The organism is Segetibacter koreensis DSM 18137 (assembly GCF_000374045.1).
GTDB lineage: Bacteria > Bacteroidota > Bacteroidia > Chitinophagales > Chitinophagaceae > Segetibacter > Segetibacter koreensis.
Map to the genome: position 1 here is coordinate 1 of NZ_KB893322.1, position 13,739 is coordinate 13,739.

At 37.6% G+C, this 13,739-nt stretch carries 13 protein-coding genes; 6 read left to right on the top strand and 7 right to left on the bottom strand.

The features are described from left to right. The 5 genes from B154_RS0109070 to B154_RS0109090 all read left to right on the top strand — a co-directional run. The coding region (locus tag B154_RS0109070) for a T9SS C-terminal target domain-containing protein (protein WP_018613597.1) at positions 1 to 3,345 on the top strand (3,345 nt) is incomplete at its 5' end. 21 nt (positions 3,346 to 3,366) lie between these two features. Beyond that, positions 3,367 to 4,395, top strand: a complete 1,029-nt coding sequence (locus B154_RS0109075) for a PorP/SprF family type IX secretion system membrane protein (protein ID WP_026260070.1) — start codon at positions 3,367 to 3,369, stop codon at positions 4,393 to 4,395. 263 nt (positions 4,396 to 4,658) lie between these two features. Then, on the top strand, positions 4,659 to 6,023 hold the full coding sequence (locus tag B154_RS0109080) for a peptidylprolyl isomerase (protein WP_018613601.1): 1,365 nt from the start codon (positions 4,659 to 4,661) through the stop codon (positions 6,021 to 6,023). 156 nt (positions 6,024 to 6,179) lie between these two features. Further along, entirely contained in the window at positions 6,180 to 7,442 is a 1,263-nt protein-coding gene (locus tag B154_RS0109085) for an adenylosuccinate synthase (protein ID WP_018613603.1), read from the top strand. Between the two features lie 87 nt (positions 7,443 to 7,529). Further along, on the top strand, positions 7,530 to 7,943 hold the full coding sequence (locus B154_RS0109090; RefSeq protein ID WP_018613604.1) for a hypothetical protein: 414 nt from the start codon (positions 7,530 to 7,532) through the stop codon (positions 7,941 to 7,943). Positions 7,944 to 8,107: 164 nt separating this feature from the next. Here the strand turns inward: B154_RS0109090 and gatA are convergent, their stop codons facing one another. The 4 genes from gatA to B154_RS0109110 form a co-directional block, all read right to left on the bottom strand. Beyond that, positions 8,108 to 9,556, bottom strand: a complete 1,449-nt coding sequence (gene gatA / locus B154_RS0109095) for an Asp-tRNA(Asn)/Glu-tRNA(Gln) amidotransferase subunit GatA (protein WP_018613605.1) — start codon at positions 9,554 to 9,556, stop codon at positions 8,108 to 8,110. A gap of 23 nt (positions 9,557 to 9,579) precedes the next feature. After that, positions 9,580 to 9,813: a Sec-independent protein translocase subunit TatA/TatB gene (locus tag B154_RS0109100; protein ID WP_026260071.1), complete on the bottom strand. Its 234-nt coding sequence runs from the start codon at positions 9,811 to 9,813 to the stop codon at positions 9,580 to 9,582. A gap of 152 nt (positions 9,814 to 9,965) precedes the next feature. After that, positions 9,966 to 10,313, bottom strand: coding sequence for a 50S ribosomal protein L19 (rplS, locus tag B154_RS0109105; RefSeq protein WP_018613607.1), 348 nt, complete (start codon positions 10,311 to 10,313; stop codon positions 9,966 to 9,968). A gap of 69 nt (positions 10,314 to 10,382) precedes the next feature. Then, complete coding sequence (locus B154_RS0109110; protein ID WP_018613608.1) at positions 10,383 to 11,018, bottom strand: TylF/MycF/NovP-related O-methyltransferase; 636 nt, start codon at positions 11,016 to 11,018, stop codon at positions 10,383 to 10,385. A 33-nt stretch (positions 11,019 to 11,051) separates the two neighbouring features. Here B154_RS0109110 and B154_RS32275 point away from each other — a divergent pair, with 33 nt between their 5' ends. After that, the gene (locus tag B154_RS32275) at positions 11,052 to 11,213 is read left to right on the top strand and encodes a hypothetical protein (RefSeq protein ID WP_018613610.1); all 162 of its coding nucleotides are present in this window, start codon (positions 11,052 to 11,054) and stop codon (positions 11,211 to 11,213) included. Positions 11,214 to 11,218: 5 nt separating this feature from the next. Here B154_RS32275 and rny read toward each other — a convergent pair whose 3' ends face one another. The 3 genes from rny to B154_RS0109130 form a co-directional block, all read right to left on the bottom strand. Continuing rightward, positions 11,219 to 12,784, bottom strand: a complete 1,566-nt coding sequence (gene rny, locus B154_RS0109120) for a ribonuclease Y (RefSeq protein ID WP_018613612.1) — start codon at positions 12,782 to 12,784, stop codon at positions 11,219 to 11,221. 354 nt (positions 12,785 to 13,138) lie between these two features. Further along, positions 13,139 to 13,435 carry a cell division protein ZapA gene (locus B154_RS0109125; RefSeq protein ID WP_018613614.1) on the bottom strand — a complete coding sequence of 99 codons (297 nt, stop codon included), beginning with the start codon at positions 13,433 to 13,435 and terminating at the stop codon, positions 13,139 to 13,141. A gap of 5 nt (positions 13,436 to 13,440) precedes the next feature. Further along, positions 13,441 to 13,728 carry a hypothetical protein gene (locus B154_RS0109130; RefSeq protein ID WP_018613615.1) on the bottom strand — a complete coding sequence of 96 codons (288 nt, stop codon included), beginning with the start codon at positions 13,726 to 13,728 and terminating at the stop codon, positions 13,441 to 13,443. Positions 13,729 to 13,739: the final 11 nt, after the last annotated feature.

Below are 13,739 nucleotides of genomic sequence, written 5' to 3' on the forward strand. Positions count from 1 at the left end.
GCTTCCTGTACGGGTACACCTACCACCTTTACCATTACCGTGAACCCTACCGCTACCGTGACCAGTGCAGCAACAGCCACTATCTGTAATAACACCGCCCAGAACTATACCATCACTTCAGCAGTCAGCGGTACTGCCTACTCCTGGAGCAGGGCTTCTATAACAGGTATCAGCAATACTGCTATAACTAGCCAAAGCAATAATCGCATAACAGAACTTTTAACCAATACCACCAATGTTCCGGTTAAAGTAACTTATACTATTGCACCGACTGCCAATGGTTGTCAGGGAATTCCGTTTGCCTACACTGTTACCGTAAATCCAACACCTACGATTACAAGTCCCGCAGCAGCTACTGTATGCAGTGATACAAGACAGAACTATGTCATTACAAGCAGCGTAAACGGTACGACTTATAACTGGAGCAGGACTACAGTACCAGGCATCAGCAATTCGTCAGTAACAGGACAAAGCACCAACCCCATAACAGAAGTATTAATCAATACTACGAATGAGCCCATCATAGTAACCTATATCATTACACCTTTTGCTAATGGCTGTCAGGGAACTCGGTTTTCTTACACCGTTACCGTAAATCCTAAGCCTAAAACACCTTCGATACAAAGCAACTCACCAATCTGTACAGGAACTGATTTAACTCTAACAACAGCAGCCATAGAAGGTGGAAAGTTTAGCTGGACAGGGCCTAACAGTTTTAGTTCAACTTTGCAAAACCTCTTCATACCAAATAGTACTTTAGCTCATGCAGGAACCTATTCAGTCACGGTTACCGTTAATGGTTGTTCAAGTGATCCAGGGATAAGTACTGTTGTAATAAATGCAACTCCGACTACTCCAAAAATTACTAATAACGGTCCATTATGTGAAGGCGGAATCTTACAATTAACAGCTTCAAACATTGCTGGCGCTAGTTACAACTGGATCGGACCTAACGGATTTATAGCCCACGCACAAAATCCAACCATATCTGCTGCTACATCAATTAATTCAGGCAAATATTTTGTAAAAGCGACAGTTGCAGGATGTACAGGATTAGCAGATTCTTCGACTGTTATTGTTAATGAAAATCCAAAAACTCCAATAGTATCAAGCAATTCACCGGTTTGCTCAGGAGGTGATCTGCTATTAACAACATCCGAAACTAAGGGTGCAACTTATAGTTGGACAGGACCAAATGGATTTAAAGCAGGTGTACAAAATTTAATAATAGAACGTGCTGCCATTGCAAATGCTGGGACATATAATGTTTCTGTAAGCTCGGTGGGATGTTCAAACATAAGCTCAGGAACTATTGTAGTGACGGTAAACCAAACACCCGATGCGGCAAATGCGAGCAATAACGGACCTGTTTGCGCGGGAAGCAGTTTGAGACTATTCGCTTCAACTGTTGCCGGAGCAACCTATAATTGGATAGGCCCAAATGGTTTCAGATCATCATCCCAAAATCCGGTAATCAGTAATATTACAACAGCAGGGGAGGGAACATATAGTGTAACAGTAACTGTAAACGGTTGTACAAGTGCTGCCGCATCCACTAATGCCACTATTAAACATGTTCCTGAAGCCCCAATTGCAGGAAACAACACGCCGATTTGTGACGGACGCACAGTAAACTTAACAGCTTCTGATATTGCGCAAGCGACCTATAACTGGATTGGTCCAAATGGTTTTACATCAGCAACACAAAATCCAACAATAGCAAATGCTACGTTTACTAACGCAGGTAAGTATTATGTATCAGCAACTATTGCCGGCTGTACAGGTTTGGCTGATTCTGCTACTGTAATTATTAATGCTAATCCTACACCTCCTAAATTATCGAGCAACTCACCGGTTTGTTCAGGAGGAGCAATTCAATTAACAGCAACAGAAATTACGGGTGCAGATTATTCATGGACTGGCCCTGATGGATTTACTTCATCATCACAAAATCCAAACATACCGAATGCTGTATTAGCTAACGGTGGCACTTACAAGGTTTCTATAACTGCTGCCGGCTGTCCAAGTACAACTTCTTCATCAATTGGTGTTATTGTAAATCAAACACCTGCTGCTCCAACAGTAACTAATAGCGGCCCTGTTTGCGAAGCAACCGACTTGAATTTTTTCGTATCAACGATTACCGGGGCAACATATTTTTGGACTGGTCCTAACAGTTTTACATCAACTTCCAAAAATCCGGTAATCAGTAATGTTTCAAAATCTGACGAAGGAACTTACAGTGTAACAGCCACTGTAAAAGGTTGTACAAGTGATTCAGCAAACACAATAGCAGTCATCAAACAATTGGCAACTGCGAGCGCAGGAAATAATCAAACTGTTTGTGCGAATAATGCGTTGATACATATAGGAGGAACAGTATCAGGAGGAAGTAGCACAGGAATTTGGAGCACAAGTGGAACGGGAAAATTCTTGCCGTCCGATACAAGTTTATCTTCAACCTACCTCCCTGGTACTTTAGATACTACAACCGGAAGTGCAACGCTGACTTTAACCTCAACAAACAATAATGGCTGTCGCGTTTCGCTTTCATCATTAGTAGTTACAATTACAAATGCACCTACTGTCAACGCTGGTGGTTACCAAAGTGTTTGTGCAAATAATGCAAACGTAACTTTAAACGGACAAGTAACCACTGCTACCGGAGGAGTTTGGAGCACTTCCGGAACCGGCACATTTAGTCCTTCTAATAGATATTTAAGTACAACATATATTCCCGGAGAAAGGGATATAAGAAATGGTAAAGTAATACTGGCGCTTACAACAACCGGCAATGGAAAGTGCCAAAGTGTATCTGATAACATGATTATAACTATCACACCTGCACCTGTTGTAAAAGCGGGCCCCGACCAATATATTCTTGAATCCAACTCTACTTCTTTAGAACCTGATGTAACTGGTACAAATCTTAAATATTTATGGACCCCTAACAAATATCTGAACAATAATATGATAAAAAATCCGTTAGTAACAGGTGTGGAGGATATACAATATACACTAAAAGTTACTGATATAAACGGATGTGTAAATGAAGACCAGGTATTTGTTAAAGTGCTTAAGCCCTTTAAGATACCAAACACTTTTACCCCTAATAATGATGGAATCAATGACACATGGTCAATACCAAATCTGAGTAATTATCCTGCAAACCATGTTCAGGTTTTTAACAGGTATGGACAGTTAGTATTCGAAAGCTTTGGATATGCTAAGCCATGGGATGGAACTATGAATGGAAAATCATTACCATTTGGTACATATTATTATGTTATTGAGGCTGGTAATGGACGCAGACCATTCACAGGCTACGTAACTGTTGTAAAGTAGAAGGCATAAAAGAAAAATATTATGAAATTAATATTTGTGATGTTGATGATGTCGGGAGTGATGCATGCATTCGCACAACAAAAACCATATTTTACCCAATATATCCTCAATAACTATATTTTAAATCCTGCCATTACAGGAATAGAAAATTATACAGATGTAAAACTGAGTTACCGCAATCAATGGACAGGAATTAATGGAGCACCTGTTACTATGTATGTTTCTGCTCACGGACCAATTGGTAAAAAAGATTATCGCACCACTGCAACTTCGTTTCAGGTACCTGGAGAAAATCCACGGGGCAAAGCTTATTGGGAAAGTTACACTGCCCCTGAGGCTCATCATGGCGCGGGCTTAATTCTGATGAATGACAAAACAGGTTATATCAGTAGATTTTCTGCTTATGCAACTTTAGCTTATCATAAAGGGTTAACACCTAAAACAAGTTTATCTGCCGGCTTCCTTGCGGGAATGACCCAGGTTAGTCTTGACAGAAGTAAAATTGAATGGGCAACTCTAGACCCAAATGATCCTGCTATAGGTTATACCAGTACAGAATTAAAAAAAATAAAGCCGGAAGTTGGTGCAGGCTTATGGTTATACTCTTCAGATTATTTTGCGGGTGTTTCAGTTTTAAATATTATACCAGGTAAAGCCAAGTTTAAAGCTAACAGTAATTACGGAAGTTATTACGAACCCCAATTTCTTGCAACAGCAGGATACCGTTTTTTTTTAAGTGATGATATCTCCGCTTTACCTTCTGTTATGCTACAGTTTATAAAACCATTTCCTGTGCAAACACATGTTAATATAAAGCTACAGTTCCAGGACAAAGTTTGGATAGGTGCAAGTGGCAGAGTTAGCGACGAACTGGGAGGATTTGCAGCAATGGCTGGAATATTTGTGTCAAATACTTTTAATATTGCCTATTCGTATGATGCTTCAACTACTTCCCGGTTAAAATTATATACAAAAAATACTCACGAACTTATTATTGGCTTTCCTATTAATAATAAGTATGGAGACACTTGCCCTAAAAACATTTGGTAAGCAATACCAGCAGCAGTTTCCATTAATAGTAACGGACAAAAATAAAGATTTAAAAGAAAAGCAATTCTCTTCCATTAATTGTCAATACCTTATTTCCTTTCCCAGCTACGCCGAATTATTTTAATACAACTTCAGAATCTTACACTTTAAATTGAGATTTCTCTGGTTTTATTTTGAGACTATCACCAATAGTTTGTTAAAAACTTTTGTCTCTTAATCCAACCGTATCAACAAAAACCTATTTTTGATACATTACTATTAATATGAAAATTATATCATTTCTTTTTGCTTGTACAATCGGTTTTAGTGCCGCAATTTATGCTCAGCCGAAAAAAGTAATAGCAGATAAAATTGTAGCACAAGTAGGTGACAAAATTATTTTACGTTCAGATATTTATAATTCTATTCAAGATGCACAGCGCCAAGGTACTCCTTTGCCTCCAAATCCTGAATGTGTATTGGTAGAAAGAGCATTAATTGAAAAGGCGCTGGTCTTGCAAGCCGAAAAAGACTCCTTGCCTGTAAACGAAGACGACCTGGAAGCCTCGCTCGACAACCAGATACGGGGTTTTGTTATGCAGTATGGTTCAAAAGAAGTTTTGGAAGAAGTGGCAGGTAAATCAGTTTACCAGTTAAAAGAAGATTTTAGGCAGCCATTCAGAGAAAGGAGTTTAGCAGACCAGATGAGAAAGAAGATAGTAGAAAATGTAAAAATGACTCCTACCGAGGTTCGCGCTTATTTTGATAAGATACCAAAAGATAGTCTTCCTTTTTACGAAAGTGAACTTGGGATTAGTGAAATCGTAGTGTATCCTAAGGCTAACCGTGAGGTCGAGAGCTACGTAACCCGTGAATTGAATGAGTGGAAAAAGCAGGTAGAAGACGGTTCTAAAAAGTTTGAACAACTAGCTAAATCTTATACCGAAGATCCCGGGAGTAAAGAGTCGGGCGGACAATACAATATAAACCGTAACGATAAATTTTGGGATCCTGCTTTTATTTCTGCGGCATTTAAGTTAAAAGAAGGACAGGTATCCCAGGTTATTAAGACAAAGTTTGGTCTGCACATTATTCAAATGGTTAGCAGATCAGGTGATGATGCAGTAATACGTCACATTCTCAGAATACCTCCTGTAACAGATACGGAGGTAAAAGAATCACTAGAAAAGCTAGACTCAGTAAGATCAAAATTACTTGCAGGTACGCTCAGTTTTGGCGAAGCAGTTAACAGGTACAGCGAAGATGAAGGAAGTAAGTTTAGCGGGGGAACAAAACAAGGTCGTGACGGTTCTAGCTTTGTTACAATTGATGAACTGGATAAAGACATGGTTTTAGCTATTAAAAATCTGAAAGTTGGTGAATACTCCCAGCCAATAGCATATACTGATGAAAGAGGCAAAAAAGCAGTTCGATTAATTTATCTTCAATCACGAACAGAACCGCACCGCGAAAGCCTTAAAGATGATTATAGTAAAATTGCCCAGCGGGCATTAGAAGAAAAAAAGAATGCTGTTCTTGAAAAATGGTTCAAATCACACATTCCCAATTATTACATTATGATTGACAAAGATTTTCAGGCTTGTGATAATGTAAAGGAATGGTCAAGCAATGCCGTAGCAAATAATTAAATTATAGATGGCTTCTAGTGTGACAGGCAAGCACAGACTAAAACAATGGTAAAACAGTTTTAGGCAATTTTATTATTCTTTTGCCATTATTGCAATTAGTACCCGATAATAAACGACTTCCACTATTTTTGCAAAACACGAAAAATAAACTTTAAAATGGTTGATGTAATTCTTGGTTTGCAATGGGGTGATGAAGGAAAAGGAAAAATAGTTGATTTTTTTGCTCCTGATTACGACATTGTTGCCCGCTTTCAGGGCGGTCCAAATGCAGGTCATACTCTATATGTAGAAGATAAAAAGGTGGTTTTGCACCAAATTCCTTCTGGCATTTTTCATCAAAACACTATTAACCTTATTGGAGGAGGTGTGGTGCTTGATCCTGTTATTCTTAAAAAAGAGTGTGATTTAGTCGCTTCTTTTGGTATTGACGTCAAAAAAAATCTTTATATATCTGAGAGAACAAACATTATTGTTCCTACCCACCGTGCTTTAGATAAAGCTTCTGAGACTTCGAAAGGAACAGAAAAAATAGGCAGTACACTAAAGGGCATCGGTCCGGCATACATGGATAAAACAGGCCGGAATGCAATTAGGGTCGGCGATATTTTAGACAAGACTTTTACCACCAATTATATTAAACTTCGATTAAAGCATCAGCGGCTTTTAGATAATTTTCATTTTAATGAAGATATTTCTGAATGGGAAGACGAGTTTTTTGATGCGATCGAGTTTCTTCGTTCGTTAAATATCGTAAATGGAGAATATTTTTTAAATAATAAAATTACAGAAGGGAAAAAAATACTTGCAGAAGGTGCCCAGGGCAGCATGCTTGATATTGATTTTGGGACCTTTCCGTATGTCACGTCATCCAACACTATTTCTGCAGGAGTATGTACCGGTTTAGGAGTTGCTCCCCAGAAAATAAATGAAGTAATTGGCGTAACCAAAGCATACTGTACAAGAGTTGGCAGTGGGCCTTTTCCTACAGAATTATTTGATGAAACAGGAGAGGAATTGCGTAAAATAGGTAATGAATTTGGTGCTACTACCGGCAGGCCCAGACGCTGCGGCTGGATCGACCTTGTTGCGTTGCAATATGCTTGCATGATAAATGGCGTGACAAAAATGGTAATGACCAAAGCAGATGTATTAGACTCATTTGAGGAATTGAAAATGTGTACTTCCTATCTTGTAAACGGGGAAGAGAAGAAAGAAATTCCTTTCCAGATTTCTAAAATTAAGATTGAACCTGTATTGAAATCATTCAAAGGATGGAATACGGACACTACTTCCGCCAAAGACAGTAGCAATCTTCCTTCTACGATGAGGGAGTATGTACATTTTATCAACGACTTTGTAAAAGCAGATGTTAAGTACATCTCAAACGGACCAGGACGCGAACAAATTGTAAGGTTATAAAGAACATTTGTTGAAGTTTTTTTATGAAAAATTTTTTGGTTTATAAAAAAACAGTTCGAAATTTTACATACTAAAACCTAGTACAAAATGCCCGCTAAATCAAATAAAGAAAATACTCCTAAAAAAGAAGTTTCGTCAAAATCTACGGGAATAAAAAAATCTTCAGCTAAACCAAAAAAAGCTATTCAGGAAGATGATTTTGACCTTACAGACGCGGACGAAACACCTAGAAAGTCATTGGCATCAAAAAGCTCTGTTGACGACGATGATATTGTTGACGAGATTGAAGAGGATGACGATAACCTGAGCAAAGGTGAAGAAGACGAAGACTGGGATCCGGACTTTAACGAATTCGATTTACCGAAATCCTCTAAAAAATCTTCGTTAGGCAAGAACTCTAAAAACAGTGACGACGATTATAAAATGGACGATGAGTTTAGAGATCTTTTCGGTTCCGGTTCGTCATCGAAGAAATTTAGTGAAGATGACGACGATTATTAATTGGAATAGTCTAAGACGTAATTGTTTTAACAATCCCTACATAGGTACATAAAAGGCCAAAAGAAATAGAAATGTTGAACAGAGTCCTGTTCAACATTTCTATTATAGCCTTACAGTGATAAAATCTATTGTTCTGGCTTTTATAAAAAGTGCGAATTTTAAAGTTAATCAACAGAAGTAGCGGCGGGAGTTTCTATTTTCATCAGCAACTCTGATAGGCGGAGCAGGAGCTTTTCATTATGTTGAGAAGACATAACTTGTACGCCAAAAGGTAAGCCCTGTTCATTTTTAAATAATGGAAGGGATATTGCAGGAATTCCGGCAAGATTTGCATAAACCGTGTAGATGTCCGCAAGAAAAATTTCGATCGGATCTTTCTTTTCCCCTAATCTATAAGCAGGAGTGGGCACCGTCGGTAAAATAATAGCATCAAATTGCTCAAATATTAATTTTGTTTTTTCTACAAGCAATCTTCTTACTTGCTGGGCCTTAGTAAAGTAAGCATCATAGTAACCTTCACTTAAGACAAAAGTTCCAAGAAGAATACGTCTTTTAACTTCCGGGCCAAAGCCTTCACTTCGTGAAAGTTTATAAAGATCTGTGAGATCTATATTTTTTTGCTTATTTCTATAGCCAAATTTAATACCGTCATAACGCGAAAGATTACTGCTTGCTTCGGCAGTAGTAAGAACATAATAAGTGGGAACAATATAATCAAGCAGTTCAAAATCAATTCCTTCTATCTCTATCCCAACCGTAGCCGCTGTTTGCAAAAGTTCTTGTATTGATGCTGCAATAACCGGATCAAGGCTTGGATGTTCTAAGGCATTTTTAAAATAACATATCCTATATTTCTGTTCCTTCGATGTGTCGACGACAGTAATCGCAGGTTTTTGAGATGCAGTGCTGTCAAATTCATCAGGTCCTGCAATTACATCGAGCACTAAACGAACATCTTCAATACTTTTTCCAAAAATTCCAATTTGATCAAAAGACGAAGCATAAGCAATTAGCCCATACCTCGAAATACAACCGTAGGAAGGTTTTAGACCAATTATTCCACAAAAATCAGCAGGCTGCCTCACTGATCCACCTGTATCACTGCCAAGGCTTATCATACAACTTCCGGTCTGTACTGCCACTGCCGAGCCCCCAGATGACCCACCTGGTACTCTTTCTTCGTCTATTGCATTTTTTACCGGACCAAAAGCAGAATTTTCATTACTGCTTCCCATTGCAAACTCGTCACAATTTTGTCGGCCCAAGATAATAGCGCCTTCGTCAAGAAGTCGTTTAGTTGCGGTGGCATGATACACGGAAGTAAAACCTTCGAGAATTCGGGAAGAAGCAGAGACTTTATGATCTTTGAAACAGATAACATCTTTAAGGCCTACAATAACTCCGTGGAGTTTGCCCAAAGGTTGGCCATTTTGTCTTGCTTTATCAAGTTCATCTGCTCTTTCAAGTGCTTCAGCTTCAAAAACTTCAAGCCAGGCATTGAGATGAGCTGTAGCAGAAATTTTTTCAAGACAAAACGAAACGGCCTCCACACAAGTGTGCTGGCCGTTTATTAATGAGGTATGGTATTCTTTGACAGAAAGAAAATCAAGCAAAACTACTAATGATTAAAAGAAGATTACGGTTGCTGAATAGTTGAAGTCTCAGAAGCTTTTTTTACTTCCTTCTCGTTCATTCCTTCTTCAATTTCTTTCTTCACATTATCCTTTGCATCATTAAACTCACGGATTCCTTTTCCAAGCCCGCGCATAAATTCTGGAATTTTTCTTCCACCAAATAAAATTAATACGGCAAGAACAATTAAAATCCATTCACTTCCGCCTGGCATTCCGATGAATAAGTTATTAAACATTGCGTGTAATTTAGACTACAAAAATAAGTGTATATTATTGGTATAATTCAAAATGAAGCTGTAAAATACGTGTAAAGATTTGAAAAGGCTATAAATAAAAAACGGAAACCACCAGTTTCCGTATAAATTATAATATTATTTACATTTCTCAATTAATATCTCTTCTCTTTAATCCTTGCGCTCTTACCACTTCTCTCACGAAGATAGAATAGTTTAGCTCTGCGAACCTTACCTACTTTATTGAGAATGATAGAATCAATATTTGGAGAATTTATAGGAAATAGCCTTTCTACACCTACTCCGTCAGAAATTTTACGTACTGTAAAAGTAGCAGTTGCGCCTTGCCCCTGCCTCTTAATTACATCACCTTTAAAAGACTGAATTCTCTCTTTATTACCTTCTATAATTTTATAATTAACAGTAATGTTATCACCTGCTTTAAATTTAGGGACCTCTTTTTTAGCAGTCAACTGCTCATGCACGAAAGCTACAGCGTTCATATCAAATATTTTTTCGGATTGCGAAGGTAAGGGGAAAGTTTTAATATAAAAAGTTTTTAGGCTTTTCTTTTATTCTACACATGATATCACAAAATCATTATTACCAGAACAATCATTAATTATGATGCCGGCAGATGCAAAATAATCATTGAAAGCGTTATAATTTCCTCTTTTTTTATAATAATTGTCAAAAATAAGAATACCGCCATTAACTAAACGGGGATAAAAAAATTGGAGCGTGGTTAAAGTTGCTTCATAACCATTTAAATCAATATTAAGGAAAGAAATCTTTAGCTCAGGATTATCAATCAGATATTTTGGAATTGAATTATTGAGGTTACCGGCAACAAAACTGATTTTTTCATTCACCCCTTTTAATAGGGTCTTGACAATATAATCGATATTTATTCCCGACCTCTGCATCAAAATAAAGCTGCTTTTACTGTCGTGGGAGCAGGAATCATTTGCAACTTTTTCAAAAACCAGTACCTTTTTATTAGATTGAGCTTCTACTAATTTCCGAAAAATAGCTATCCTCGAAAAACCTTCTGCCTCAGTACCACATTTCACTATTGTTCCTTCTACCGTACCTACTTTTTTACCTGGCATATTAGAAGCTCCTGAACTGTTTTTCTGGTGCTTATTATCCATTTCATTCAATAACCTTTTCTGGCAATGCAACGGGTACGATACAAATGATTTCATAAAACAATTGCTTCTGATTTTGAAAAAATACAAATGGTTGATCAGGTAATTGACATGCTTTTTACAGGAATTGGAATAGTTTTAAAAAGAACCTTACAATCTAAGACTCCTTTATCCGGCAAATTGGTTGCATGGACAGTAATATTAAATAAAACAGCCGCCAAAAAAGGGCGGCTGTCTCATCACGAACTCTAAAATAATTATCTTGCTATGTTAACTGCTCTTTTTTCTCTTATTACTGTCACTTTTATTTGCCCCGGGTAAGTCATATCTGTTTGAATTTTTTGAGCAATCTCAAAACTTAACTTATCACTATCAATATCTGTAACCTTATCGGCTTCTACAATTACTCTCAGCTCACGTCCTGCTTGTACGGCATACGCTTTTTCAACCCCCTGGTAAGTAAGTGCTAGGGTTTCGAGTTCTTTTATTCTTTGAAGGTATTGCTGCATTATTTCCCTACGCGCTCCTGGACGGGCACCACTTATAGCATCACATGCCTGGATGACAGGAGAAATAACATATTGCATTTCCATTTCATCGTGGTGGGCGCCAATTGCATTTACCACCGCCGGATTTTCCCCATACTTTTCTGCAAGTTTAGCTCCCAACAATGCGTGACTCAGTTCAGTTTCTTCATCAGGAACTTTGCCTATGTCATGCAACAATCCTGCACGCTTGGCAAGTTTGGGGTTTAAACCTAACTCACTCGCCATTAGCCCGCACAAATTTGCCACTTCCCGGCTATGCATCAATAAGTTTTGCCCGTAAGATGACCTAAACCGCATTTTTCCTACAATGCGTACCAGTTCTTTATGCAGACCATGTATACCCAGTTCTATTACAGTACGTTCACCGATTTCCATAATCTGCTCTTCCAGTTGTTTGCGGGTTTTTTCAACAACCTCTTCTATTCTTGCAGGGTGAATACGACCGTCAGAAATAAGACGTTGCAAACTCAGGCGGGCAATCTCTCTGCGTAGCGGATCAAACGATGAAAGAACAATTGCTTCGGGAGTATCATCTACTATTAAATCTACCCCTGTGGCAGCCTCTATTGCCCTGATATTTCTTCCTTCACGCCCGATAATCTGGCCTTTAATTTCATCTGTTTCAAGATTGAATACACTTACAGCATTTTCAATAGCCTGTTCGGCAGCCGTCCGTTGAATTGTTTGAATAATAATTTTGCGAGCCTCTTTATTAGCTTTTTGCCTAGCATCGTCTATTATATCTTGCTGCAGGCTCAATGCGCGGCTTTGGGCTTCCTGCTTAAGGCTCTCGATTAATTGATTTCTTGCTTCATCAGCTGTGAGAGCAGCAATTTTTTCAAGCCGTCGAATATGTTCTTCCTGGTGTTTTTCTAATTCTGTTCTTTTTTGACTTACAACATCCAGTTGACGGTTTAAATTTTCTTTTATTGCCTCATTATCTTTTAATTGTTTGTCTAAATTTACCTCTTTCTGATTTAAAGAAACCTCTTTCTGTTTTATTCGGTTTTCTACATCACTTATTTTTCGGTTTCTTTCAAATACTTCTTTGTCGTGCTCGCCTTTTAATTGAACGAATTTTTCTTTCGCTTCAACTATTTTTTCTTTCTTAAGCGTTTCAGCTTGCGTTTGTGCATCAGAAATAATTCTTCGGGCTTGTTGCTCTGCGTCTTCAATCTGTTTTTTAGTGTCTTTTGCAAAAATGAACTTTCCCGCTATAATTCCGGCAATTATTCCTACCATGCCTATTATAATGGTAATTACTATCGAATCCATGCTTTATTTTGTTTTTAAAAGTTAATTCATATTCTTTAATCCTCCAAATTAATAGGTGGACAAGTTATAAGTGTGCGAAGATAATTATTTATCAACGATAAACGCAGGTTTAGAGTAGTGACTATAGTAGGTAACCCAATGGTGAATTGAATTTAGAAAATTTGGAGTTTTCTCCGTGCATGAAGCTTTTCCAAATAGATCAGTATTTGGATCAATTCAAATGAACTATTTATTCTCAATAACAAGGAAAATATCCCGGGGAATTAAAAAATTAAAAAGGTGGTAAATTCTTTATTTAGTTTTACCTAAAGGAATAATATTCGTTCGACATGCAACTACGTTAGTAAAAGCAGCTCATTTTGCAGAAAGTGTCTTATTTAACAACTCCTCTATTTTATTTAGCTTTTCCTGACTGCTGGTATTATAAATCTCTGTTGGCGTAGGTTTTTGTTGTTCGGTGGCGTACCATAGCAAAACCATAGATACGTAATCCTGCATATCTTTTCCCGCAAAGTTTGTTTTATAATCTACAATTTTTTCGTTGAGCTTTTTAATAGTTTTTCTTACCATCTCCTCGTCTTCAGGTTCTATTCTTAACCGGTAACTACGGTCTGCGACTATTATATTTATGGGAATAAGTTGCTGTGACATATTTTTTAAGAATGAAGAAGTGCAAGACATTTGTCAATATCCTTTAAATACGAGTCTATTCTTTTTTCGAGGTCTTTTTTTGACTGATCTGTAAGATTTTCTACGCTCACTTTCAACAAATCTTCCTTCTGATTGAGCTTTTTAGTCTCATTATTGTATGATTGCAATAATTCATTTACCCTGTTGTTTTCTTTCTGCAGACGCTGAATCTCTTTTTGAGCAGACGTGTATTCTTTCAGCAATAGCAGCACCTTATCTTCAATTCGTTGTATTTGCTCATCTATAGCATTCATTGCAATCAAAT

What these genes read in the sequence shown, in the direction of transcription:
- B154_RS0109100 (WP_026260071.1), bottom strand. Translation starts at nt 9,813, where the DNA reads ATGTTTAATAACTTATTCATCGGAATGCCAGGCGGAAGTGAATGGATT.
- rny (WP_018613612.1), bottom strand. Translation starts at nt 12,784, where the DNA reads ATGGATTCGATAGTAATTACCATTATAATAGGCATGGTAGGAATAATT.
- rplS (WP_018613607.1), bottom strand. Translation starts at nt 10,313, where the DNA reads ATGAACGCTGTAGCTTTCGTGCATGAGCAGTTGACTGCTAAAAAAGAG.
- B154_RS0109130 (WP_018613615.1), bottom strand. Translation starts at nt 13,728, where the DNA reads ATGAATGCTATAGATGAGCAAATACAACGAATTGAAGATAAGGTGCTG.
- B154_RS0109090 (WP_018613604.1), top strand. Translation starts at nt 7,530, where the DNA reads ATGCCCGCTAAATCAAATAAAGAAAATACTCCTAAAAAAGAAGTTTCG.
- B154_RS0109080 (WP_018613601.1), top strand. Translation starts at nt 4,659, where the DNA reads ATGAAAATTATATCATTTCTTTTTGCTTGTACAATCGGTTTTAGTGCC.
- B154_RS0109085 (WP_018613603.1), top strand. Translation starts at nt 6,180, where the DNA reads ATGGTTGATGTAATTCTTGGTTTGCAATGGGGTGATGAAGGAAAAGGA.
- B154_RS32275 (WP_018613610.1), top strand. Translation starts at nt 11,052, where the DNA reads ATGGTTGATCAGGTAATTGACATGCTTTTTACAGGAATTGGAATAGTT.
- B154_RS0109125 (WP_018613614.1), bottom strand. Translation starts at nt 13,435, where the DNA reads ATGTCACAGCAACTTATTCCCATAAATATAATAGTCGCAGACCGTAGT.
- B154_RS0109075 (WP_026260070.1), top strand. Translation starts at nt 3,367, where the DNA reads ATGAAATTAATATTTGTGATGTTGATGATGTCGGGAGTGATGCATGCA.
- B154_RS0109110 (WP_018613608.1), bottom strand. Translation starts at nt 11,018, where the DNA reads ATGAAATCATTTGTATCGTACCCGTTGCATTGCCAGAAAAGGTTATTG.